We start from the raw sequence: 19,311 nt of genomic DNA on the forward strand, positions 1-19,311 counted from the left end.
AAGGACCCTATGCGTCCAGTTCCTCGTCGCTGACCGCGGCGGCGCGGGACTGGATGAAGGCGAAGCGGTGTTCGGGGTTCTTGCCCATCAGCCGCTCGACCAGGTCCTTGACCGGCTGACGGTCCTCATACTGGCTCGGCAACGTGACCCGGAGCAGCGAGCGGGTCGCCGGGTCCATGGTCGTTTCCTTGAGCTGGTTGGGGTTCATCTCGCCGAGCCCCTTGAACCGGCTGACCTCGACCTTCTTGCCCTTGAACTCCTTCGCCTCGAGCTCGGCGCGGTGCGCGTCGTCGCGGGCGTAGAGCGTCTTCGCGCCCGCAGTCAGGCGGTAGAGCGGGGGCTGGGCGAGGAACAGATGCCCGCGCCGGACGAGCTCGGGCATCTCCTGAAAGAAGAAGGTCATCAGCAGCGTCGCGATATGCGCGCCGTCGACGTCGGCGTCGGTCATGATGATGACCTTCTCGTAGCGTAAGCTCGCCTCGTCGAACTTGTCGCGGATGCCGCAGCCGAGCGCCAGCTGGAGGTCGGCGACTTCCTGGTTGGCGCGGATCTTGTCGGCGGTGGCGCTGGCGACGTTGAGGATCTTGCCGCGGATCGGCAGGATCGCCTGCGTCTTGCGGTTGCGCGCCTGCTTGGCCGAGCCGCCCGCGCTGTCGCCCTCGACGATGAACAGTTCGGTCCCGGCCGGCTCGTCCGAGGCGCAGTCGGTGAGCTTGCCCGGGAGCCGCAACTTGCGGGCGCTGGTGGCGGTCTTGCGCTTGACCTCGCGCTCGGCGCGGCGCTTGAGCCGCTCTTCCATCCGTTCGACGATCGAGCCGAGGAGCGCCCGCCCGCGGTCCATGTTGTCGGCCAGATAATGGTCGACATGGTCGCGCATCGCCGTCTCGACGAAACGCGCCGCCTCGAGGCTGGTCAGCCGGTCCTTGGTCTGGCTCTGGAAATGCGGATTGCGGATGAACACCGACAGATAGCATTCGCACGACGCCATGACGTCATCGGCGGTGATGTCCTTGGCGCGCTTGTTGCCGACGAGGTCGCCGAACGCGCGGATGCCCTTGGTCAGCGCGGCGCGAAGCCCGGCCTCGTGCGTCCCGCCGTCGGGCGTCGGGATCGTGTTGCAATAATAAGAGGTGAAGCCCTCGCTCCACAGCGGCCACGCGACCGCCCACTCGCACCGCCCCTGCGCGTCGGGAAAGTCCTGGGCCCCGGCGAAGGGCACGTTGGTGACGCATTCGCGTCCCTCGAGCTGCTCGGCGAGCGCGTCGCCAAGGCCGTGCTCGAACTGGAGGACCGCCGCCTCGGGCACCTGCTCGGAGGCAAGGCTGGGGTCGCATTTCCAGCGGATCTCGACCCCGGCGAAGAGATAGGCCTTGGACCGCGCCAACCGGAACAGCCGGGCCGGATCGAATTCGAGCGCGCCGAAGATCTCGGGATCGGGATGGAAGGCGACGCTCGTCCCGCGCCGATTGGGCGCCGCGCCGACTTCCTCGAGCGGGCCGGTGGCGAGGCCCTTGGAGAAACGCTGGCGGTAAAGCTTCTTGTCGCGGGCGACCTCGATCACCGTCTCGGTCGACAGCGCATTGACCACGCTGACGCCGACCCCGTGGAGGCCGCCCGAGGTCGCATAGGCCTTGCCCTCGAACTTGCCGCCCGAGTGAAGCGTGGTGAGGATCACCTCGAGCGCCGACTTGCCCGGATATTTGGGGTGGGGGTCGACCGGGATGCCGCGACCATTGTCGGTCACCGTCAGCCGGTTGCCCGGCATCAGCGTGATCTCGATCCGGTTGGCGTGGCCGGCGACGGCCTCGTCCATGCAATTGTCGATGACCTCGGCGGCGAGATGGTGGAGCGCGCGCTCGTCGGTCCCGCCGATATACATGCCCGGCCGGCGCCGGACGGGCTCGAGCCCCTCGAGCACCTCGATCGCGGAGGCGTCGTAATCGCTGGACGGGACGGGAGCGGGCTCGGCGCCGAAGAGGTCTGTCATTGCTCCATTGCTTCTAATCGGACCGGCGCCGCAAGGGAACAGGGCGCGAACATCGGATAACCGCCAGATTCGCTTTTGCCCCGGGAATGGCGTAAAAGCGACGCATCGACGGCCAATGCCCTGCGACAGCCGTCGCCTGAGAGACTGTACGTGCTCCCTCGCCAGTTGAAGGAGCGTCCCATGTCCAAACTCGTCCCGATCACCGGGGATAGCCCCGACCGCAACTATTATGCGCAGCGCGCCGAGGCCGAGCGCCGTCTCGCCGCCATGGCGATCGACGAACGCGCCCGCGCGGTCCACGCGCAGCTCGCCGAAGAATATGCCACCCGCGCCAGGGTCTCGCCCGCGAACGACTGAGCCGACCCGCGCATCATCGACCGATCGAAAAAGGGCTCCGGAGGCTAATGCTTCCGGAGCCCTTTCTGTCTGAACTCTTACCGCTTAGCGGACCCGCGGGCCGCCGTAGGGGAGGGGCGGGGGCGGGCGACGGTCGCGGCGCGGCAGCTGCGCCTGGTAGGCGACGCCGCAATGCTGGACGCAATAGGGATAGCCGGGGTTGGCGGCCTGCCCGCAGAAGTGGAAGTCGGGCTCGCCCGGATGTCCCATCGGCCACTTGCAGATGCGGTCGTTGAGCTCGAGCAGGCTGGTCTTGTCGGCGATCTCGGGCGACGGCTTGGCCGGGACCAGGCGGCGCGGCGGGGCCGGCGGAATCGGGGCCTGCTGTTCGCCCGGACCCTGGCGGATGAAGCCGCCCGGACCGATCGAGCGATAGACTAGCGTCGGCTCGCCGGCCTTGCCCGACGGGGCTCCGGCCGGCGCGGCCGGCGCTGCTGCTGCCGGAGCGGCCGCACGCGCGGGCTTGTCCTCGGGCATTGGAGCGGCGGTCTCGAGGATCGCCGCGATCGGCGCCTTGTCCTTGACCTTGGCGGCGGGCGGGCGGGCCGGGGCGGCAGGCGCCTCGGCGGGCGCGGCAGCCGCAGCGGCCGGCTTGTCCTCGCCGGCCTTCACCGGCGACGGCCGCGAATCGAGGCCGAGTCGGTGCGCCTTGCCGATCACCGCGTTGCGGCTGACGCCGCCGAGTTCCTCGGCGATCGCGCTCGCGGTCTTGCCCTCGGCCCACATGGCCTTCAGGCGGTCGATCCTCTCGTCAGTCCAGCTCATCGCTTCTTATCAATCTCATGCAAGGCGGTTGCCGCCATCGTCCGCAGCCGATAGGCGCTCATCCGGTGAACGACCAGCCCTCTCAGCTCTATCGGATGCACCGCGCCGCGCCGGGCGAACAGCGCCTCACCGGGATCAACTGGGGTGGGCTGAAGACCCTCTATGTGAAGGAGGTGCGGCGCTTCTTCAAGGTCCAGACCCAAACCGTCTGGGCGCCGGCGGTCACCACCATGCTGTTCCTGGTGATCTTCAGCGTCGCGCTCGGCGGCGCGCGGCGCGAAGTGATGGGCGTTCCCTTCAGCCATTTCATCGCCCCCGGCCTCATCGTCATGGCGATGATCCAGAACGCCTTCGCCAATGCGAGCTTCTCGCTGCTGGTCGGCAAGATCCAGGGCACGATCGTCGACTATCTGATGCCGCCGCTGTCGACCGGCGAGCTGATCGCCGGGCTGGTCGGCGCCGCGGTCACCCGCGCCTTCCTCGTCGGCGGTGCCGTCTGGCTGGCGATGGCGCTGTGGCCGGGGGTCGACGTCGCCGTCCGCCACCCGCTCGCGGCCCTGTGGTTCGGGCTGATGGGCGCGCTGCTCCTCTCCTTCCTCGGCCTCATCACCTCGATCTGGGCGGAGAAGTTCGACCACGCCGCGGCGGTCACCAACTTCGTCGTCGCGCCGTTGTCGCTCCTCTCGGGCACCTTCTATTCGGTCGAGCAGCTGTCACCCCTGTTCCGCGCGATCAGCCATGCCAACCCCTTCTTCTACGTCATCTCGGGCTTCCGCTACGGCTTCCTTCGCGAAGCCGATTCGCCGGTGATGTTCGGCGCCCTTCTGCTGCTCGGCATCAATCTCGCGCTTTTCGCGCTCTGCTACGGCCTTCTAAAGAGCGGCTGGAAGATCAAGAACTAGGCTTTTCCGCCATTGCCTCGTTAAGGTCGGTGAACCGGCGATAACGAGCGCATTCAGGCTCCAGACCGCGCGCCAAGCGTAGAACCTCTCCATCAAGCCTCGATGAGGGAGTGAAGTCATGAAGAAGTTTCTGATCGCCGCCGCCGGCCTGTCGGCCATTGCCGCCGCCGCCCCGGCCTCGGCCCAATATTATCCGGCCCCGCAGCCGGCGCCGGTCTATGGCTATGGCTACAACCAGCCGCAGCCCTACGGTTATGGCCAGCAGCCCTACGGCTACAACGGCTACAACCAGCAGGCGCTGGTCCAGTCCTACCTGCAGCGCGCCGACCAGCTGCGCTACCGGATCGAGCGTCTCGACGGTCGTGACCGGATCAGCGAGCGCGAGGCCCGTCAGCTCCGCGCGATGGCCGTCGACCTGCAGAACCGTACCCGCGCCTATGTCCGCGGCGGCCTGAGCAGCAGCGAGCGTCGTGACCTCGACAACCGCTTCTACCAGCTCTCGCAGCGGGCCCGTCTGGAAGTCCGTGACGGCAACAACCGCTACGGCAACGGCTGGGGCCGCGGCGTCGGCGGTGGTCGTGACCGCGACCGCGACGGCGTCCGCGACAATCGTGACGGCTATGTCGACGCCAACCGCAACGGCATCGACGATCGTCGCGAGAATTATCCCTACCGCCGCTAAGGCGGAGGGCTGAGGCAAGGGGGTTAACCCGCGCGCATCAGCCGCCTATAGAGGGCGCGGCTCCACCTCGGGGCCGCGCCCTTTTTCTTGTCTGATACCCAGGAGCCCGATCCCATGGCCATCACGCCGCTCATGCCCGTCTATCCGCGCTGCGACGTGCGGCCGGTCCGAGGCGAGGGCGTCTATCTGATCGGCGAGCAGGGTGAGCGCTATCTCGACTTCGCCAGCGGCATTGCGGTGAACCTCCTCGGTCACAGCCACCCGCACCTGATCGGCGCGATCCAGAAGCAGGCCGAGACGCTGATGCACGTCTCCAACCTCTACGGCAGCCCGCAGGGCGAGGCGCTGGCCAAGCGGCTGACCGACCTCACCTTTGCCGACACGGTCTTTTTCACCAATTCGGGCGCCGAGGCGGTCGAGTGCGCGATCAAGACCGCGCGCCGCTACCACCATGCCAAGGGCAACCCGCACAAGAACAAGCTCATCACCTTCTCGAACGCCTTCCACGGCCGGACGATGGCGACGATCTCGGCCACCGACCAGATGAAGCTGCGCGACGGTTTCGCCCCGCTGCTCGAGGGCTTCGAGGTGGTCGCGTTCGACGATCTCGATGCCGCGCTCGCCGCAATCGACGATTCGACTGCGGGCTTCCTCGTCGAGCCGGTCCAGGGCGAGGGCGGCATCCGCCCGGCCAGCGACGCCTTCATGAAGGGCCTTCGCGCCGCCTGCGACGAGCATGACCTGATGCTGGTCCTCGACGAGGTCCAGTGCGGCGTCGCCCGCACCGGCACGCTCTATGCCTACGAGCAATATGGCATCGTCCCCGACATCCTCGCCACCGCCAAGGGCATTGGCGGCGGCTTCCCGCTCGGCGCCTGCATGGCGACCGAGAAGGCCGCGGCCGGCATGGTCATCGGCACCCACGGCTCGACCTATGGCGGCAATCCGCTGGCCATGGCGGCCGGCATGGCCGTCCTCGACGTGGTCGCGACGCCCGAGTTCCTCACCCAGGTGCGCGAGACCGGTCAGCGTCTCCGCTCTGCGCTCGAGCAGATGCTCCCCAATCACGACCATCTGTTCGAAAGCGTCCGCGGGCTCGGCCTGATGCTCGGCATCAAGATGAAGACCGACAGCCGCGCCTTCGTAGGTTACCTGCGCACGAAGGGCATCCTCACCGTCGCCGCGGGCGACAATGTCGTCCGCGTCCTTCCGCCGCTGATCATCGACGAGGCCAACATCGCCGAGTTCGTCGAGCGCCTCAGCGCCGCCGCGGCCGACTATGAGGTCCCGGCCCAGGCCGCGTAAGCATTTCCTCAAGGCTTCCCCGCTAGCACTGCGACCCTGTTCGCAGGAGGGGAGCCGAACCCATGAATGACGAGGAAGCCGCGCTCGCCGCGCAGCACCAGGCCGAACTTGACGCCTTGCGCCGGGCCTCGCCCGACGACTGGCATCGTTATGCTCATGCCCTCAATTGGGACGATCCGCTCGACGGCCTCTACTGGATCGTCCAGCAACCCGACTGCGACCGCGCCACCGCCCACCTCGTCTTCTGGAAGGGTGAGCCCACCGGCTACGAATGGGAAACGGACGACGGAGTGATGGGCGAGGACGACTATTCGGTCGCCCCGATGCTCCGCTACATCGCCGAGCGCTTCCACGCCGAAGGCTATCCCCGCGCTGAGATCGCCTACGACTTCCTCGCCGATCACGGGCTCGACATGCCCGAATATCACGCGCTGGAGAAAGAGCGCCGCCTCCGCGACATTCGCGCGCTCGAGCAAAGGCAGGAAGAGAATGGCTGGACGCCGAGCCTCCACCCGGACCTGAAGGCGCTCACCATCCCCGGGCGCAAGGTTGCCGGCTACGAGACCGAGCCCGGCTTCTCTTCCGAGGAAGCCACGCCCGCCACGTCTACCGCGCCCTCCTTTGCGCCGCCACCACCGCCGCCGCCGCCCGCGCCGGCCGCCGATCCCGTCGCCGTGCAGCGCGAATCCGCCGCCTCCGCTAAGGTCCGCGACCTCCGCCGCCAGGCAGGCGAGGCGCCCGCGTCCGAGGATGGTGAGGCAAAGACCGGCGGCTGGCTCCGCAAGCTCTTCGGCCGCTGAGGCCGCGCGCCTTGTAATCGCGGCCGGCGACCCCATATCGGCCCGGCTATCAGTCGCAAGTTTTGACGGTCTACGGCGCTTTGCGGCTCCTAACTCCTTCTCTCCTCGCTGCTCCTAGCGGGGCTTTCCGACACCCGGACGCCCCCAGAGAAGGACACAGAAAATGATCATCGGTACCGTCAAATTCTTCAACGCCGACAAGGGCTATGGCTTCATTTCGCCCGACGACGGAAGCCCCGACGCCTTTGTTCACATCTCGGCGGTCGAGGCCGCCGGCATGCGCACCCTCGATCGCGAGCAGCGCGTGCGCTATGAGCTTCAGTCGGGCCGCGACGGCCGCGCCAGCGCGGTCAACCTCGAAGGCGCGTAAGTTTCATCGCCGGGGCCTGCGGCAGACGCCGCGGGCCCTGGTTCGTCCCCTCCAACCGGAAGGCAGTCCCCCATGTCGACCCTCGAATTCTACGCCGAGCGTGCCGCCCAGTGCCGCCGCGATGCCGATGCCTCGACCCTCACCAACGTCCGTCAGCGCAATCTCGACGCCGCCGAGGCGTGGGACGCGATGGCCGACCGCCTCGTCCGCACCAATGCGCACCGCGAAGCCAATGAGGAAGCCCGCGCCGCCCGCGAGGCCTGACCTCCCCGCCTAGCGCCCGCTCTGGCGGGCGCCACGCGCCTGCAACAGGGCGATGCTCGCCTTCGGATTGATGAGATGCCGCCGCCCGTCGGCGCTCGCATCGGCGCCTTCGCGGATCAGCGCGATCACCGCCGTTGGAGTTAGTGCTGGAGCAAGCGCGATCAGCTTGGCGGCGAGATTGGCGACATTGGGCGCCGCCATCGACGTTCCCGACATGGCGATCTCCCGCCCGCCCGGCACCTTCGACACCACCTGGTAGCCGTTGCTGCTGACCACGACATTGCTGCCGTTGCTGGTGAAGCTGGTCTCCTCGCCGGCCTGGTCGACCGCATTGGCAACGATCAGGTTGGGCGCCACCACCGAGGACGGATAGCCCCCCTCGAACCCATTGTCAGAATTGCTGTTGCCCGCCGCCGACACGAACAACGTCGCGGGATTGTCGGCCAGCACTTGCACGAACGCGCCCCGGGTCCGCGCGAAGAAGCGCGCGGCCATCGCCTTCCGCTCCCCGGCATCCTTGCCGATCCCATGCTGCTCGAGCCCGCGCTCATAGGCGAGCGGGGTCCCGATCCAGCTCATGTTGACCACCCGCACCCTGTTGGCCTTCAGCCACCGCGACACATCGCGCAGATGCTCGACCTCGCGCGCTACCGTCGCGTCGGTCGGCGGGGGCGGGAAGGGCCCATCGTAGAAAGTCTCGCGAACCACCGCGAGGCGAACCGCCGGATTGCCGCGGGCGAGGATGCCGGCGACATGGGTGCCGTGGGTATAATCCCCGAACAGGTCGAGGTCCTCGATGAACTGCTTCGACTGCTGCGGCGTCATGCTCGCCATCTTGGCGCGCAGCTGCTCGGCATCGGGCGTGTCGAGCGCCGCCTGGAGGTCGTTCAGCCCCTGCATGTCGGGCAGCATGGCGCGATAGGCCGCCTTCTCCCGCGCATCGAGCGGGCGAAGGGTCCCGCCGGTCGGCCGCGATTCCCGGTCGAAGCTGATCCCGTAGCCGTTGCCCGGTCCCCGCGCGGGCCTGGCCGAGGCGCGATAGCCGAGGCCGGGGAAGAGCGGCATGTCGACGCCCGTGTCCCAGACGGCGACCGTCACCGGGGTCAGGCGGTCGGCCGGGGCAAGAACCACCTCGCGCGCCGCCCAGATGTCGGGCTTCACCACCGTATTGGCGCTGATGATCGACTTCAGCACCGCCGTGGCGCGGCTCCGCAGTGGCCAGTAGATCTTCTCGACCAGGCGCGCCCGGATGAGGAATTGCGCGCCATCGTCCCCGATGGCGTGGCGCTTGGCGACCTCGGGTTCGAAATCGTTGAGGATGATCCCCCGGAACGCACTGGGCGAATTGACCTCGAAGCTCGACTTTCCTTCCTTGAGGCGGTTGCCGACCACCGCGAAGGGCTGGTCGACCAGCGCCGCGCGATAGGCGCGGGCAAAGGCATCCTCATAGGCCGGGCCCGCGGTGGCGCCGGTTTCGAGCCGCGCGGTCAGCACCGCATTCTCCCGCGCGCCCGAGATGAGCTTGGCATCGGGCTTCTGCTCGAGCGCCCGGATCGCGGCACTGGTCTCGAGCGCCTCGCAATTACGCCCGTTCAGCATCTGCGCCGCGAGCCGCATCGACAGCAGCATCCGGCGCGTCGCCGGATCCTCGACCACATAATTGGCGAGCACCGCGTCGGCATCGGCCGCGACCTTGTCGGCAAAGGCGTTGAAGGTCGCATCGTCGCTTTCGAACAGGGCCATCATCGTCGTCGGGACGGGATAATCGTGCCGCGGCAGGTCGCTCGCCGCGCGGATCACGGCCTTGGCCGCGGCGGGTGGCGGCGCGCCTTGGGCGAGGGCGCTTCCCGGAAGCGCGGCGGCACAGAGCAAGGCGGCGGCAAAGGTCCGGACGGTCATGAAGCGTCTCCCCCGATCGGCAATGACGAAGCTATGCCGAATCCGCCCGCATCGCCAGTGGCGGGGTCGTCCCTGCCGGCAGCCTGCATCGGGATGCTTGGAAGCCGCGCACTTGCTTCCTATCTTTGCCTCATGACCCCCGAAATCTCGACCCTCGACGCCGCGCTTGGCGTGACCGTTCCCGCGCGCCACGCCCGTGGCCGCGCCGCCCGCCTGGGCCCGGCGCTCGACGCCGTGCTCTCCGCGCACAATTATCCCGCCCCGATCGAGAAACTGCTCGCCGAGGCGCTGATCCTGACCGCGCTGCTCGGCTCCCTCCTCAAGGACCCGGGCGGGCAGATGACCCTCCAGGCCCAGACCCAGGGCGGGATCGTCGACCTCCTCGTCTGCGACTACAAGGGCGGCGAACTCCGTGGCTACGTGCGCCACGACGCCGTTCGCCTCGCCGACGCGGCCCATGCGCCGACCCTCTCGACCCTGTTCGGCGAGGGCTATCTCGCGATCACCTTCGACCAGCCGGCGACCGACGAACGCTACCAGGGCATCGTCCCGCTCGAAGGCGAAAGCCTCGCCGCCGCGGCACAGAGCTATTTCGCCCAGTCGGAGCAGATCCCCTCGATCGTCCGCCTCGCCGCCGAGAAGGGCGCCGACGGCCACTGGATCGCCGGCGGGATCCTGTTCCAGCACCTCCCCGAGGGCGAGGAAGGGCGCGAGCGGCTCCACACCCGGCTCGACCATCCCGACTGGGACCATGTCGCGGTGCTCGCCGGCTCGGTCCGGCCCGAGGAGCTGACCGATCCTTCGCTGTCGCTCGACCAGCTGGTCTGGCGCCTGTTCCACGAGGAAGCCGAGGTGCGGATCCTCGCCGGGGCGCCGCTGTCGCGCGGCTGCCGCTGCGATCCCGACTATGTCCGCTCGGTCATCGCCCGCTTCCCCGAGGAGGAGCGCGAGGCGATGAAGGGCGACGACGGCGTGATCCGGGTCAATTGCGAATTCTGCTCGACCAGTTTCCCGATTGAAATCGATTAGGATTGTTCATGCTAGGATGACGGGGATGCGGCGATTCGTCCTTCTCGTGGCCGGGTTTGGTGCGCTTGCCCTGACGGGGGCGGCCGCGCCCGTCGCCGTGCGGGCCCTCAACGGCATCGCGCCGGGACAGTGGGCAGTCAGCCGCTCGGCCAGCGGACGCACGCCCGTTCGCCTCTGCGTCCCCCGGCTCGAACTGCTCGGGCAGATCGCCCACGGCTCGGAAATGTGCCGCCGGACGGTGCTGATCGACCAGCCCGGCCGGCTGGTGATGGACGTCAATTGCGCGCCCGGCGATTTCGCTCGCTCGGAGATCACCGTCACCACGCCCCGTTCGCTCAAGATCGAGACCCAGGGCTTCCACCGCGGCGAGCCCTTCAACAAGACGTTTTTCGCCCGCCGGGTGGGCGAATGCAGTCCGCAACGGGCGGGACGTTAAGGCCTCGTTTAACCATGTTTACGTAAGAAGATGGCTGTGCCACCCAAGGGTCGGCACGCTTTCCTCCCTGACGGGCCTTGGCCCGAACCTGGGCCGCCTTTCGGGGCGGCCCTTCTTTTTGTCCCACCGCCCTGTTTTGCCTTTGGCAGGCCGGGCGACTAGATGCGCGCCGCCATGTCCACCGCCCCACGCTCCGCCGTCGTCCTCCTCTCGGGAGGGCTCGACTCGATGGTCTGCACCGCGCTTGCCCGCGAGGCCGGCTATTCAGTCATCGCGCTCACCGTCGATTATGGCCAGCGCCACCGGGTTGAGCTCGAGGCGGCCAGGGCCATCGCCGCCGCGCATGCCGACCGCCACGTCGTCCTCCCGCTCGACCTGCGCGCCTTCGGCGGCTCGGCGCTGACCGCCGATGTCGCGGTGCCCAAGAGCGGCGTCGAGGAGGGCATTCCGGTGACCTATGTCCCGGCCCGCAACACCATCTTCCTCAGCCTTGCGCTCGGCCTCGCCGAAGCGAGCGGCGCGCGCGACCTGTTCGTCGGCGTCAATGCGCTCGACTATTCGGGCTATCCCGACTGCCGGCCCGAATTCGTCGCCGCCTTCGAGGGTCTCGCCAACCTCGCCACCAAGGCCGGGGTCGAGGGTGAGCCCTTCACCATCCATGCGCCCCTCCAGCACATGACCAAGGCCGACATTGCCCGCGAGGCCGCCCGCCTCGGGCTCGACGCGGGCCTCAGCCACAGCTGCTACGATCCCGCCCCCGACGGCGGCGCCTGCGGCGAATGCGACGCCTGTCGCCTCCGCGCCCGCGGCTTCGAGGAAGCGGGCCTGCCCGATCCGACGCGCTACGCGGCGCCATGACCTACGCGGTCAAGGAATGCTTCCTCACCCTCCAGGGCGAGGGGGTCCAGACGGGCAGCCGCGCGGTCTTCCTGCGCTTTGCCGGCTGCAACCTGTGGAGCGGGCGCGAGGCTGACCGGGCCACCGCCCAATGCCGCTTCTGCGACACCGATTTCGTCGGCACCGACGGGGTCAACGGCGGCAAGTTCGCCGATGCCGACCTCCTTGCCGACCATGTCGCCGCCATCTGGCAGGGCGGTCCTGACCGGCGGCTGGTCATCATCACCGGGGGCGAACCCATGCTCCAGCTCGACGCGCCGCTGATCGCAGCGCTCCACGACCGCGGCTTCCGGATCGCGGTCGAAAGCAACGGGACCCTGCCCGCGACGCCCGGCATCGACTGGCTCTGCATCAGCCCCAAGGCGGGGACCGACGTGGTCCAGCGCCGCGGCGACGAGCTCAAGCTGGTCTGGCCGCAGGCGGGGATCGATCCTGCCGCGCTCGAGGGCTGGGATTTTGGCCATTTCCTCGTCCAGCCGATGGACGGCCCCGACGGAAGCACCGAGGCCGCGATCGCGCTGGCCATGGCCCGGCCGCGCTGGCGCCTCTCGCTCCAGGCCCACAAGGTCGTGGGCCTGGCCTGAGCCTCAGGCCGCGTTGCCCTCGACCGGCGCGGCGTCCTCGGCCGCCGGCGCATCGCTCGCCGCCGGCGCGCTGGGGCCGCTTTCGGAGGTCGAGCGCGTGCTGCTGCTGCCCGATCCGCTCCGGCGCGGCTCGGCCTTGCTGGCAGTGCTTGTATTGCCGTCGCCATTGCCGAGCTCGCCGTCGAGCGGGGGCGGGGTATCCGCCGCCATCTTCGAATCGTCGGCGGTCGCCGCGTCGATCGCGGTGACGTCGTTGGCGATCACATTTTCCTGCGCCAGGCCGACATCGGCCGCGCTGTCATTGGTGGCCGCCTCGTCCTTGCCGCCGCAGGCAGCGAGCAGGAGGGCGAGGGGAAGGAGCAGGGAAAGGCGGGTCATGCCCGTCGGGCTAGCCGCTTCCGCCCCATGAGAAAAGGGGCCGCCGGCACCTGGCCGACGACCCCTCAACTCCAGTCGGACCTCCGGGTTGGAGGCCCGGACCATTACATCGCGTTGGCGGTGTTGGTGGTCATGTTGGCGTCCATGGTGTTCGCGGTCATGTTCGCGTCCATCATGTTCGAGTCCATGGCGTTGGCGTCCATGGTCATGTTCGCGTCCATCGCGTTCATGTCGGCCATGCCGGCATTCGCGTCGACGGCGACATTCTCTTCAACAACGGTGTTGTTCGCAGCTTCGTTGCTGCTGCAAGCCGAAACAGCAAGGGCCGCACCAGCGACCAGGATCAGAGCACGCATTCAAGACTCCCTCGAAAAATAGCTGATCTGGCGTGGTTGGCCCACGTCGCAAATCGGGCGCATTAGTAGAGGTTCGTTTCCCGTCCGCCAAGGGGGAGGGCGATCAGCCGAGTTTTGCGAGGAAAAACGGGAAGTTGCGGGCCAAAGCCGCATCCAGCTCAGCCATTTTCGCACCGGATCCGAGCGCGTCGAGGCTGGTCACGCCATGCGTTGCGATTCCACACGGCACGATCCCGCCGAAGTGGGCGAGGTCGGGCGAGACGTTGATCGAGAAGCCGTGAAGCGTGACCCAGCGCTTCACCCGGACCCCGATCGCGCCGATCTTGGCCTCGGACGCGCCGCTCCCGGTCCAGATGCCGATCCGGCCCTCCGACCGGTGCGCCTCGACCCCGAGGTCGCGAAGCGCGTCGATCACCCAGCCTTCGAGCGCATGGACGAAGCAGCGTATGTCCTTGCCGCGCTTTGCGAGGTCGAGCGTCAGATAGCCGACCCGCTGGCCCGGCCCATGATAGGTGTAGCGCCCGCCGCGACCGGCTTCGAATACGGGGAAGTTGAGCGGATTGAACAATTCGGCCGGGTCGGCGCTGGTGCCCGCGGTGAACAGCGGCGGATGCTCGAGCAGCCAGATTCGCTCGGCTGCCGTGCCTTCCTGCACTGCGGCTGCGCGCGCCTCCATGTCGGCAAGGGCTGCCGCATAATCGACCAGCCCTTCGCTGACCGTCCATTCCACGCCATCGATCGATTGCATCGCTCCCCTTGGCCACGTCATTGGCAAAGGAGCAAGAGGGCGGCTAAGCCCGCGCTCGACCAACACAGGCGGGACCAGGGACGAATGAAGCTGTCGATCGGCAAGGCGTGGGACGAAACCAGGGCGATCGTCGCCCGTGACGGAAACCCGCTGATCGCAATCGCGCTGGCGTTGCTGGTCCTTCCCGGCGCGATCGTCGAGACCGTCGCGCCCTCTACGCTTCGCACCATGGATACACCCTTCTGGGTCAGCACCATCGGCCTGTTCGCCCTGCTGGTCAGCCTGACCGGGCAGATCGCGGTCAGCCGGATCGCCCTCGGGCCCTCGACCACGGTCCGCGACGCCATTGCGACCGGCTTCCGCCGCCTCCCGGCCCTGTTCGTCGCGCTGCTGATCTTCGCTCTGCCGTTCCTGGTGGTGCTGGTGGTACTCCTCGGCGGCGATCCCGATCCGGCCAAGATCCCGCTCGGCGTGTCGATCGCCGCGCTCGTGCTGATGCTGGCCTTCCTCTACGTCCTCGTCCGGATGCTGTTCCTGACGCCGCTCGCGGCCGACCGGACCGAATCGCCCGTCGCATTGCTGCGCTCCTCCTGGGCCCTAACCCGCGGCAAGGCGGGCAAGCTGTTCGTGCTGGTGCTGCTGCTCGCGCTCGTCGCGCTGCTGCTGGTCGGCGGCCTTGCCGGCGCACTGTCGGCGGCGGTGATCCTGCTCCTCGGCCCGGTCGAGCCCGGCAACGTCAGCGCGCTCCTCGTCGCCCTGATCCAGCAGATCATCGGTGCGACCGTCTCGCTCTTCTTCGCGATCGTCGTCGCCCGCCTCTACCTCCAGGCCCGCGACGGCGCCGTCACCGTTTCGGTCCCCGACGCCGGTCACGACTAGAGGGGCAGGGGCGCCCCCTAGTTCCAGCGCGCCAGCGGGGGCAGGCTCATCAGGATCGAATCGACATTGCCGCCGGTCTTGAGGCCGAAGGTCGTGCCCCGGTCGTAGAGCAGGTTGAACTCGGCATAGCGCCCGCGAAAGACGAGCAATTGCTCCATGTCGGCCTCGGTCCACGGCTCGCCCATCCGCTTGCGGACGATCGGCGGGAAGGCTGCGAGGAACGCCTCGCCGACGTCACGGGTGAAGGCGAAATTGTCGTCGAAATCGCCTTCCAGCCGGTCGTAGAAGATCCCCCCGACGCCGCGCGCGACCTTGCGGTGGGGAAGCCAGAAATATTCCTCGCACCACTTGGAATAGCGCTCGTAATAATCCGCGCCGTGCGCGTCGCACGCGGCCTTGAGCGCTTCGTGGAAGGCGGCAGTGTCCTCGGCCCTGGGAAGCGCCGGGTTGAGGTCCGCGCCGCCGCCGAACCAGCGTCGGCTGGTGGTCAGGAAGCGCGTGTTCATGTGGACCGCGGGAACGTGCGGATTGGCCATGTGCGCGACGAGGCTGATCCCGGTCGCGAAGAAGCGGCGGCCATTGTCCTCGGCGCCGGGAATCGCCTTGGCGAATTCCTCGCTGAAGGTCCCGCCGACGGTCGAGACATTGACCCCGACCTTCTCGAACACCTTGCCCTTCATGAGTCCGCGGACGCCGCCGCCGCCGGGTTCGCCCGAGGGGTCCTCGCGGTCCCAGGCGGTATAGTTGAAGGCGGCGTCGGAGCCGGCCTCGCGCTCGATTGCCTCGAATTCGGCGCAGATTCGGTCGCGCAGTTCCTCGAACCAGGCGCGGGCGGCGGTTTGCTGTTCGTCCAGGGCTTGCATGGCCCGTTGGCTAGCGTCTCGGCGGGCCCAGCGCCATTGATTAGGATCAAATCCTCGCGCCACACCTGCGAACGTTTCGTACCCGGACCGCCCTTTGGACCCTTGAGGAGCGATGAACGGCTCGCTATCAGGCCCGCGAACTCCGTTCCGGCTCCGGCTGGCGCGGCATTCTCATGCACCTGCCCGGTTCTGCCGGGACGACCAAAGCCAAGCGAGCGCAAGGACCTGTATGGCCACCGTCGAAAATACCCAGCCGCTGATGCCCGGGGAGCCTGTTCCGGCCGAAGCCGGCGAACCCGGCGTCCGTCGCCGCGACTTCATCAACATTGCCGCGGTGAGCTTTGCCGGGGTCGGCGCCGCCGCCGCGGTCGCGCCGTTGCTCATGCAGGCCGCGCCGTCGGCCGACGTGCTCGCTCTGTCCTCGATCGAGGTCGACATCTCGAAGATCGCCGCGGGGCAGGGGATCAAGACCAGCTGGCGCAAGCAGCCGGTGTTCATCCGCAACCTCACCCCGGACGAGATCAACAAGGCCAATGCCGTCCCCGCCAGCGAGCTGCGCGATCCCCAGACGCTCGCCGACCGGACCAAGCCCGGCAAGGCAAACTGGCTGATCACGCTCGGCGTCTGCACCCACCTCGGCTGCGTCCCGCTCGGGATCGGCGAGGGCGAGACCCGCGGCGACTATGGCGGCTACTTCTGCCCCTGCCACGGCAGCCACTACGACACCGCCGCCCGCATCCGTAAGGGTCCGGCTCCCAAGAACCTTCACGTGCCGGACTATTCGTTCAAGTCCGACACTGTCGTTCAGATCGGTTGAGGTAGACCAAGATGAGCTTTGCCTGGGCCAAGCCCTACGAACCGAAGAGCCCGCTCTCCAAGTGGGTCGACGAGCGCCTGCCGCTCCCGCGCCTCGTCTACGGCGCCATCGGCGGCGGCTATCCGGTGCCGCGGAACCTCAACTATTTCTGGAACTTCGGCGTCCTCGCCGGCCTTGCCCTGATGATCCAGATCATCACCGGCATCGTGCTGGCGATGCACTATTACAGCTTCACCGGCGGCGCGTTCGACAGCGTCGAGCGCATCATGCGCGACGTGAACGCCGGCTGGGTGCTCCGCTACGTCCACCAGAATGGCGCGAGCTTCTTCTTCGTCGTGGTCTACATCCACATCTTCCGCGGCCTCTACTACGGTTCGTACAAGGCCCCGCGCGAGATGGTCTGGCTGCTCGGCCTCGTCATCTACCTCCTCATGATGGCCACCGCCTTCATGGGCTACGTCCTTCCCTGGGGCCAGATGAGCTACTGGGGTGCGCAGGTCATCACCGGCTTCTTCTCGGCGATCCCGGTCGTCGGTGAGCCGCTGCGGGTCTTCATCCTCGGTGGCTATGCCCCCGACCAGGCCGCGCTGACCCGCTTCTTCTCGCTCCACTATTTGCTTCCGTTCGTGATCGCGGGCGTCACCGTCCTCAAGATCTGGGCGCTGCACATCCCGGGTTCGTCGAACCCGACCGGCGTGGACGTGAAGGACGAGAAGGACACGCTTCCCTTCCACCCCTTCTACACCGCCAAGGACGGCTTCGGCATCGGCGTCGCCCTGTTCCTGTTCGCCCTGGTGGTGTTCTTCTTCCCCTACAGCCTCGGTCACCCCGACAATTACATCGAGGCCAACCCGCTGGTGACCCCGGCGCACATCGTCCCCGAATGGTATTTCTGGCCGTTCTACGCGATCCTGCGCGCCTTCACCGTCGACTTCATCCTGCCGGCCAAGCTGTGGGGCGTGCTGGCGATGTTCGGCTCGATCCTGCTGCTGTTCTTCCTCAGCTGGCTCGACCGCTCGCCGATCCGCTCGACCAGCTACCGCCCGGTCTACAAGATCTTCTTCTGGATCCTGGTGGTCGACATCCTGATCCTCGGCTGGTGCGGCGTCTCGCCGGCGGAGCAGCCGTATATCGCGATCAGCCAGATCGCGGCGGCCTACTACTTCGCCCACTTCCTGATCATCCTTCCGCTGGTCTCGAAGTTCGAGAAGCCCTTGCCGCTGCCCAACTCCATCTCCGAGAGCGTGCTGCACGGGGAAGCCAAGGAAAGCCGGCCCTATGGCCTGGCGCCCAGCGGCTCCACCACCGCGCCTCAGCCGGCCGAATAAGGAAAGAAGCAGACACATGGTCCGCATCATTGGGTTCTTCGTCGGCCTCGGCTTTGTCGGCGTCCTGCTCTTCTCGCTGATCGTCAACGGGCTGGATTACTTCCGTAATCCGCCCGAGCCGACCGCGGCGCACGAGTTCTTCGAGCATCCCAAGGATGCCGAGCTCCCGTCGGACGGCATGGCGGGCAAGTTCGACCGGGCACAGCTGCAGCGCGGCTTCCAGGTCTACAAGGAGGTCTGCTCGGCCTGCCACAGCCTGAAGTATGTCAGCTTCTACCAGCTCCACGACCTCGGCTATTCCGAGGCCGAGGTGAAGGCGATCGCCAACCAGTGGGCGACCGAGGTCCCGACGGTGAACCCGGACACGGGTGAACCCGCGACCCGCAAGGCGCTGGTCTCCGACCGCTTCCCCAGCCCCTATGCGAACGAGACGGCCGCCCGTGCCGCCAACAACAATGCGCTTCCGCCCGATCTTTCGCTGATCACCGAGGCGCGTCACGACGGCTCGAACTACGTCTACTCGCTGCTGAACGGCTACACCGATCAGCCGGCGGAGCTGCTCAAGAAGTTCCCGGACGCGAAGACGCCGACCGGCCTCTACTACAATCCCTATTTCGCGAACCTCAACATCGCCATGCCGCCGCCGCTCGCGTCGGACGGCCAGGTGACCTACGCGGACGGGACCAAGGCGACCAAGGATCAGATGGCCAAGGACGTCGCGGCCTTCCTGACCTGGACGGCCGAGCCGACCCTCGAGAACCGGCACCGCGCCGGCTGGGCGGTGCTGCTGTTCCTCGGCATCGCCACGATCCTCGCCTACTTCTCCTATCGCAATATCTGGGCGTCGGCGAAGCGCAAGGTCGCGCCGCGCGGTCCGCTCGACCCGGACTTCCGCGAGCGGATGGACGAACAGAAGGCCGAACGCGGCATCGCGGGCTGAATCGCTCCTCCCCCCTCGGGGGGGAGGTGGCAGCCGAAGGCTGACGGAGGGGTTCTTCTCGGGAGAGAAGGGCCCCTCAGTCGTTTTCGACGACAGCTCCCCTGAGGGGAGCGGCAAAGGAGAACCATGACCCCCGACCAGCTCCGCGCCCTCGTCCGGACGATCCCCGACCATCCCAAGCCCGGGATCATATTCCGCGACGTCACCACCCTGCTGCTCGATCCCGCGGGCCTCGCTGCCGCGATCGACGCGCTCGCCGCGACGATCACCGAGACGCCCGACCTCATCGCCGCGATCGATGCGCGGGGCTTTATCGTCGGCACCGGCCTTGCCCTCCGGCTCGGCTGCGGGCTCCTCCTCATCCGCAAGGACGGCAAGCTTCCGGGCGAGACGATCGCCGAGGATTATGCGCTCGAATATGGGACCGACCGGCTGGCCATGCATGTCGATGCCTGTACGCCCGGCGCGCGGGTGCTGATCGCGGACGATCTCCTCGCCACCGGCGGCACCGCGCTCGCCGCAGCGCGCCTCATCCGGCGTGCTGGCGGGACCATCTCCGGGGCGCGCTTCTTCGTCGACCTTCCCGACCTTGGCGGCCGAGCGGCGCTCGAGGCCGACGGCATCGACGTGCGCTGCCTGATGGACTTCGAAGGCGACTGAGCCCGCCCGGCGCGGCACTGGCTGCG

23 protein-coding genes are annotated in these 19,311 nt (G+C 67.8%); 16 read left to right on the forward strand and 7 right to left on the reverse strand.

Annotation, left to right across the window (positions count from 1 at the left end; translation table 11 throughout):
• Positions 1–7: 7 nt before the first annotated feature.
• Positions 8–1,987 carry a DNA topoisomerase IV subunit B gene (gene parE, locus AC4GYU_RS06555; protein WP_491086089.1) on the reverse strand — a complete coding sequence of 660 codons (1,980 nt, stop codon included), beginning with the start codon at positions 1,985–1,987 and terminating at the stop codon, positions 8–10.
• Positions 1,988–2,167: 180 nt separating this feature from the next.
• On the opposite strand from parE, the gene AC4GYU_RS06560 reads away from it, so the two are divergent.
• On the forward strand, positions 2,168–2,344 hold the full coding sequence (locus tag AC4GYU_RS06560; protein ID WP_491086090.1) for a hypothetical protein: 177 nt from the start codon (positions 2,168–2,170) through the stop codon (positions 2,342–2,344).
• Positions 2,345–2,428: 84 nt separating this feature from the next.
• Here AC4GYU_RS06560 and AC4GYU_RS06565 read toward each other — a convergent pair whose 3' ends face one another.
• Positions 2,429–3,148 (reverse strand): GcrA family cell cycle regulator, encoded by a 720-nt coding sequence (locus AC4GYU_RS06565; protein WP_491086091.1) that lies wholly within the window; start codon positions 3,146–3,148, stop codon positions 2,429–2,431.
• 65 nt (positions 3,149–3,213) lie between these two features.
• Here AC4GYU_RS06565 and AC4GYU_RS06570 point away from each other — a divergent pair, with 65 nt between their 5' ends.
• The 6 genes from AC4GYU_RS06570 to AC4GYU_RS06595 all read left to right on the forward strand — a co-directional run bounded on the left by AC4GYU_RS06570 (position 3,214) and on the right by AC4GYU_RS06595 (position 7,471).
• Positions 3,214–4,050, forward strand: coding sequence for an ABC transporter permease (locus AC4GYU_RS06570; protein ID WP_491086092.1), 837 nt, complete (start codon positions 3,214–3,216; stop codon positions 4,048–4,050).
• A 118-nt stretch (positions 4,051–4,168) separates the two neighbouring features.
• On the forward strand, positions 4,169–4,732 hold the full coding sequence (locus tag AC4GYU_RS06575) for a hypothetical protein (protein ID WP_491086093.1): 564 nt from the start codon (positions 4,169–4,171) through the stop codon (positions 4,730–4,732).
• 114 nt (positions 4,733–4,846) lie between these two features.
• Positions 4,847–6,037: an aspartate aminotransferase family protein gene (locus tag AC4GYU_RS06580; RefSeq protein ID WP_491086094.1), complete on the forward strand. Its 1,191-nt coding sequence runs from the start codon at positions 4,847–4,849 to the stop codon at positions 6,035–6,037.
• A 62-nt stretch (positions 6,038–6,099) separates the two neighbouring features.
• Positions 6,100–6,837, forward strand: coding sequence for a DUF4274 domain-containing protein (locus AC4GYU_RS06585; protein ID WP_491086095.1), 738 nt, complete (start codon positions 6,100–6,102; stop codon positions 6,835–6,837).
• 163 nt (positions 6,838–7,000) lie between these two features.
• Positions 7,001–7,207 (forward strand): cold-shock protein, encoded by a 207-nt coding sequence (locus AC4GYU_RS06590; protein ID WP_491086096.1) that lies wholly within the window; start codon positions 7,001–7,003, stop codon positions 7,205–7,207.
• Positions 7,208–7,279: 72 nt separating this feature from the next.
• Positions 7,280–7,471, forward strand: coding sequence for a hypothetical protein (locus tag AC4GYU_RS06595; protein ID WP_491086097.1), 192 nt, complete (start codon positions 7,280–7,282; stop codon positions 7,469–7,471).
• A gap of 9 nt (positions 7,472–7,480) precedes the next feature.
• Here AC4GYU_RS06595 and AC4GYU_RS06600 read toward each other — a convergent pair whose 3' ends face one another.
• A complete protein-coding gene (locus AC4GYU_RS06600; protein WP_491086098.1) occupies positions 7,481–9,370 on the reverse strand; it encodes a S8 family serine peptidase in 1,890 nt (629 codons plus the stop codon).
• A 132-nt stretch (positions 9,371–9,502) separates the two neighbouring features.
• On the opposite strand from AC4GYU_RS06600, the gene hslO reads away from it, so the two are divergent.
• The 4 genes from hslO to queE all read left to right on the forward strand — a co-directional run bounded on the left by hslO (position 9,503) and on the right by queE (position 12,316).
• Positions 9,503–10,399 carry an Hsp33 family molecular chaperone HslO gene (gene hslO / locus AC4GYU_RS06605; RefSeq protein ID WP_491086099.1) on the forward strand — a complete coding sequence of 299 codons (897 nt, stop codon included), beginning with the start codon at positions 9,503–9,505 and terminating at the stop codon, positions 10,397–10,399.
• A gap of 25 nt (positions 10,400–10,424) precedes the next feature.
• Positions 10,425–10,835 carry a hypothetical protein gene (locus tag AC4GYU_RS06610; protein WP_491086100.1) on the forward strand — a complete coding sequence of 137 codons (411 nt, stop codon included), beginning with the start codon at positions 10,425–10,427 and terminating at the stop codon, positions 10,833–10,835.
• Positions 10,836–11,009: 174 nt separating this feature from the next.
• Entirely contained in the window at positions 11,010–11,693 is a 684-nt protein-coding gene (gene queC, locus AC4GYU_RS06615) for a 7-cyano-7-deazaguanine synthase QueC (protein ID WP_491086101.1), read from the forward strand.
• Positions 11,690–12,316, forward strand: coding sequence for a 7-carboxy-7-deazaguanine synthase (queE, locus tag AC4GYU_RS06620; RefSeq protein WP_491086102.1), 627 nt, complete (start codon positions 11,690–11,692; stop codon positions 12,314–12,316). The genes queC and queE overlap by 4 nt, the downstream gene beginning before the upstream one ends.
• A 3-nt stretch (positions 12,317–12,319) precedes the next feature.
• Here the strand turns inward: queE and AC4GYU_RS06625 are convergent, their stop codons facing one another.
• From AC4GYU_RS06625 to lipB, 3 genes are all read right to left on the reverse strand, one after another.
• Positions 12,320–12,694, reverse strand: a complete 375-nt coding sequence (locus tag AC4GYU_RS06625) for a hypothetical protein (protein ID WP_491086103.1) — start codon at positions 12,692–12,694, stop codon at positions 12,320–12,322.
• A gap of 104 nt (positions 12,695–12,798) precedes the next feature.
• Entirely contained in the window at positions 12,799–13,050 is a 252-nt protein-coding gene (locus AC4GYU_RS06630; protein WP_491086104.1) for a hypothetical protein, read from the reverse strand.
• Positions 13,051–13,153: 103 nt separating this feature from the next.
• Positions 13,154–13,798, reverse strand: a complete 645-nt coding sequence (gene lipB, locus AC4GYU_RS06635; RefSeq protein WP_491086105.1) for a lipoyl(octanoyl) transferase LipB — start codon at positions 13,796–13,798, stop codon at positions 13,154–13,156.
• 84 nt (positions 13,799–13,882) lie between these two features.
• Here lipB and AC4GYU_RS06640 point away from each other — a divergent pair, with 84 nt between their 5' ends.
• Positions 13,883–14,677, forward strand: coding sequence for a hypothetical protein (locus AC4GYU_RS06640; RefSeq protein WP_491086106.1), 795 nt, complete (start codon positions 13,883–13,885; stop codon positions 14,675–14,677).
• A gap of 17 nt (positions 14,678–14,694) precedes the next feature.
• Here AC4GYU_RS06640 and hemF read toward each other — a convergent pair whose 3' ends face one another.
• A complete protein-coding gene (gene hemF, locus AC4GYU_RS06645) occupies positions 14,695–15,540 on the reverse strand; it encodes an oxygen-dependent coproporphyrinogen oxidase (protein WP_491086107.1) in 846 nt (281 codons plus the stop codon).
• A gap of 229 nt (positions 15,541–15,769) precedes the next feature.
• On the opposite strand from hemF, the gene petA reads away from it, so the two are divergent.
• The 4 genes from petA to AC4GYU_RS06665 all read left to right on the forward strand — a co-directional run bounded on the left by petA (position 15,770) and on the right by AC4GYU_RS06665 (position 19,285).
• Positions 15,770–16,357: a ubiquinol-cytochrome c reductase iron-sulfur subunit gene (petA, locus tag AC4GYU_RS06650; protein ID WP_491086108.1), complete on the forward strand. Its 588-nt coding sequence runs from the start codon at positions 15,770–15,772 to the stop codon at positions 16,355–16,357.
• Positions 16,358–16,368: 11 nt separating this feature from the next.
• Entirely contained in the window at positions 16,369–17,685 is a 1,317-nt protein-coding gene (locus AC4GYU_RS06655) for a cytochrome b (protein ID WP_491086109.1), read from the forward strand.
• Positions 17,686–17,701: 16 nt separating this feature from the next.
• The gene (locus AC4GYU_RS06660; RefSeq protein WP_491086110.1) at positions 17,702–18,625 is read left to right on the forward strand and encodes a cytochrome c1; all 924 of its coding nucleotides are present in this window, start codon (positions 17,702–17,704) and stop codon (positions 18,623–18,625) included.
• A gap of 126 nt (positions 18,626–18,751) precedes the next feature.
• Positions 18,752–19,285: an adenine phosphoribosyltransferase gene (locus AC4GYU_RS06665; protein ID WP_491086111.1), complete on the forward strand. Its 534-nt coding sequence runs from the start codon at positions 18,752–18,754 to the stop codon at positions 19,283–19,285.
• The last annotated feature ends 26 nt before the right edge of the window (positions 19,286–19,311 follow it).

The sequence above is a fragment of the Sphingomonas sp. SP2 genome (assembly GCF_058313385.1).

Excerpts from the sequence above, each read along its gene's own strand:
- parE (WP_491086089.1), bottom strand. The coding sequence starts at position 1,987 with ATGACAGACCTCTTCGGCGCCGAGCCCGCTCCCGTCCCGTCCAGCGAT.
- AC4GYU_RS06560 (WP_491086090.1), top strand. The coding sequence starts at position 2,168 with ATGTCCAAACTCGTCCCGATCACCGGGGATAGCCCCGACCGCAACTAT.
- AC4GYU_RS06565 (WP_491086091.1), bottom strand. The coding sequence starts at position 3,148 with ATGAGCTGGACTGACGAGAGGATCGACCGCCTGAAGGCCATGTGGGCC.
- AC4GYU_RS06575 (WP_491086093.1), top strand. The coding sequence starts at position 4,169 with ATGAAGAAGTTTCTGATCGCCGCCGCCGGCCTGTCGGCCATTGCCGCC.
- AC4GYU_RS06580 (WP_491086094.1), top strand. The coding sequence starts at position 4,847 with ATGGCCATCACGCCGCTCATGCCCGTCTATCCGCGCTGCGACGTGCGG.
- AC4GYU_RS06585 (WP_491086095.1), top strand. The coding sequence starts at position 6,100 with ATGAATGACGAGGAAGCCGCGCTCGCCGCGCAGCACCAGGCCGAACTT.
- AC4GYU_RS06590 (WP_491086096.1), top strand. The coding sequence starts at position 7,001 with ATGATCATCGGTACCGTCAAATTCTTCAACGCCGACAAGGGCTATGGC.
- AC4GYU_RS06595 (WP_491086097.1), top strand. The coding sequence starts at position 7,280 with ATGTCGACCCTCGAATTCTACGCCGAGCGTGCCGCCCAGTGCCGCCGC.
- AC4GYU_RS06600 (WP_491086098.1), bottom strand. The coding sequence starts at position 9,370 with ATGACCGTCCGGACCTTTGCCGCCGCCTTGCTCTGTGCCGCCGCGCTT.
- hslO (WP_491086099.1), top strand. The coding sequence starts at position 9,503 with ATGACCCCCGAAATCTCGACCCTCGACGCCGCGCTTGGCGTGACCGTT.
- AC4GYU_RS06610 (WP_491086100.1), top strand. The coding sequence starts at position 10,425 with ATGCGGCGATTCGTCCTTCTCGTGGCCGGGTTTGGTGCGCTTGCCCTG.
- queC (WP_491086101.1), top strand. The coding sequence starts at position 11,010 with ATGTCCACCGCCCCACGCTCCGCCGTCGTCCTCCTCTCGGGAGGGCTC.
- queE (WP_491086102.1), top strand. The coding sequence starts at position 11,690 with ATGACCTACGCGGTCAAGGAATGCTTCCTCACCCTCCAGGGCGAGGGG.
- AC4GYU_RS06625 (WP_491086103.1), bottom strand. The coding sequence starts at position 12,694 with ATGACCCGCCTTTCCCTGCTCCTTCCCCTCGCCCTCCTGCTCGCTGCC.
- AC4GYU_RS06630 (WP_491086104.1), bottom strand. The coding sequence starts at position 13,050 with ATGCGTGCTCTGATCCTGGTCGCTGGTGCGGCCCTTGCTGTTTCGGCT.
- lipB (WP_491086105.1), bottom strand. The coding sequence starts at position 13,798 with ATGCAATCGATCGATGGCGTGGAATGGACGGTCAGCGAAGGGCTGGTC.
- AC4GYU_RS06640 (WP_491086106.1), top strand. The coding sequence starts at position 13,883 with ATGAAGCTGTCGATCGGCAAGGCGTGGGACGAAACCAGGGCGATCGTC.
- hemF (WP_491086107.1), bottom strand. The coding sequence starts at position 15,540 with ATGCAAGCCCTGGACGAACAGCAAACCGCCGCCCGCGCCTGGTTCGAG.
- petA (WP_491086108.1), top strand. The coding sequence starts at position 15,770 with ATGGCCACCGTCGAAAATACCCAGCCGCTGATGCCCGGGGAGCCTGTT.
- AC4GYU_RS06655 (WP_491086109.1), top strand. The coding sequence starts at position 16,369 with ATGAGCTTTGCCTGGGCCAAGCCCTACGAACCGAAGAGCCCGCTCTCC.
- AC4GYU_RS06660 (WP_491086110.1), top strand. The coding sequence starts at position 17,702 with ATGGTCCGCATCATTGGGTTCTTCGTCGGCCTCGGCTTTGTCGGCGTC.
- AC4GYU_RS06665 (WP_491086111.1), top strand. The coding sequence starts at position 18,752 with ATGACCCCCGACCAGCTCCGCGCCCTCGTCCGGACGATCCCCGACCAT.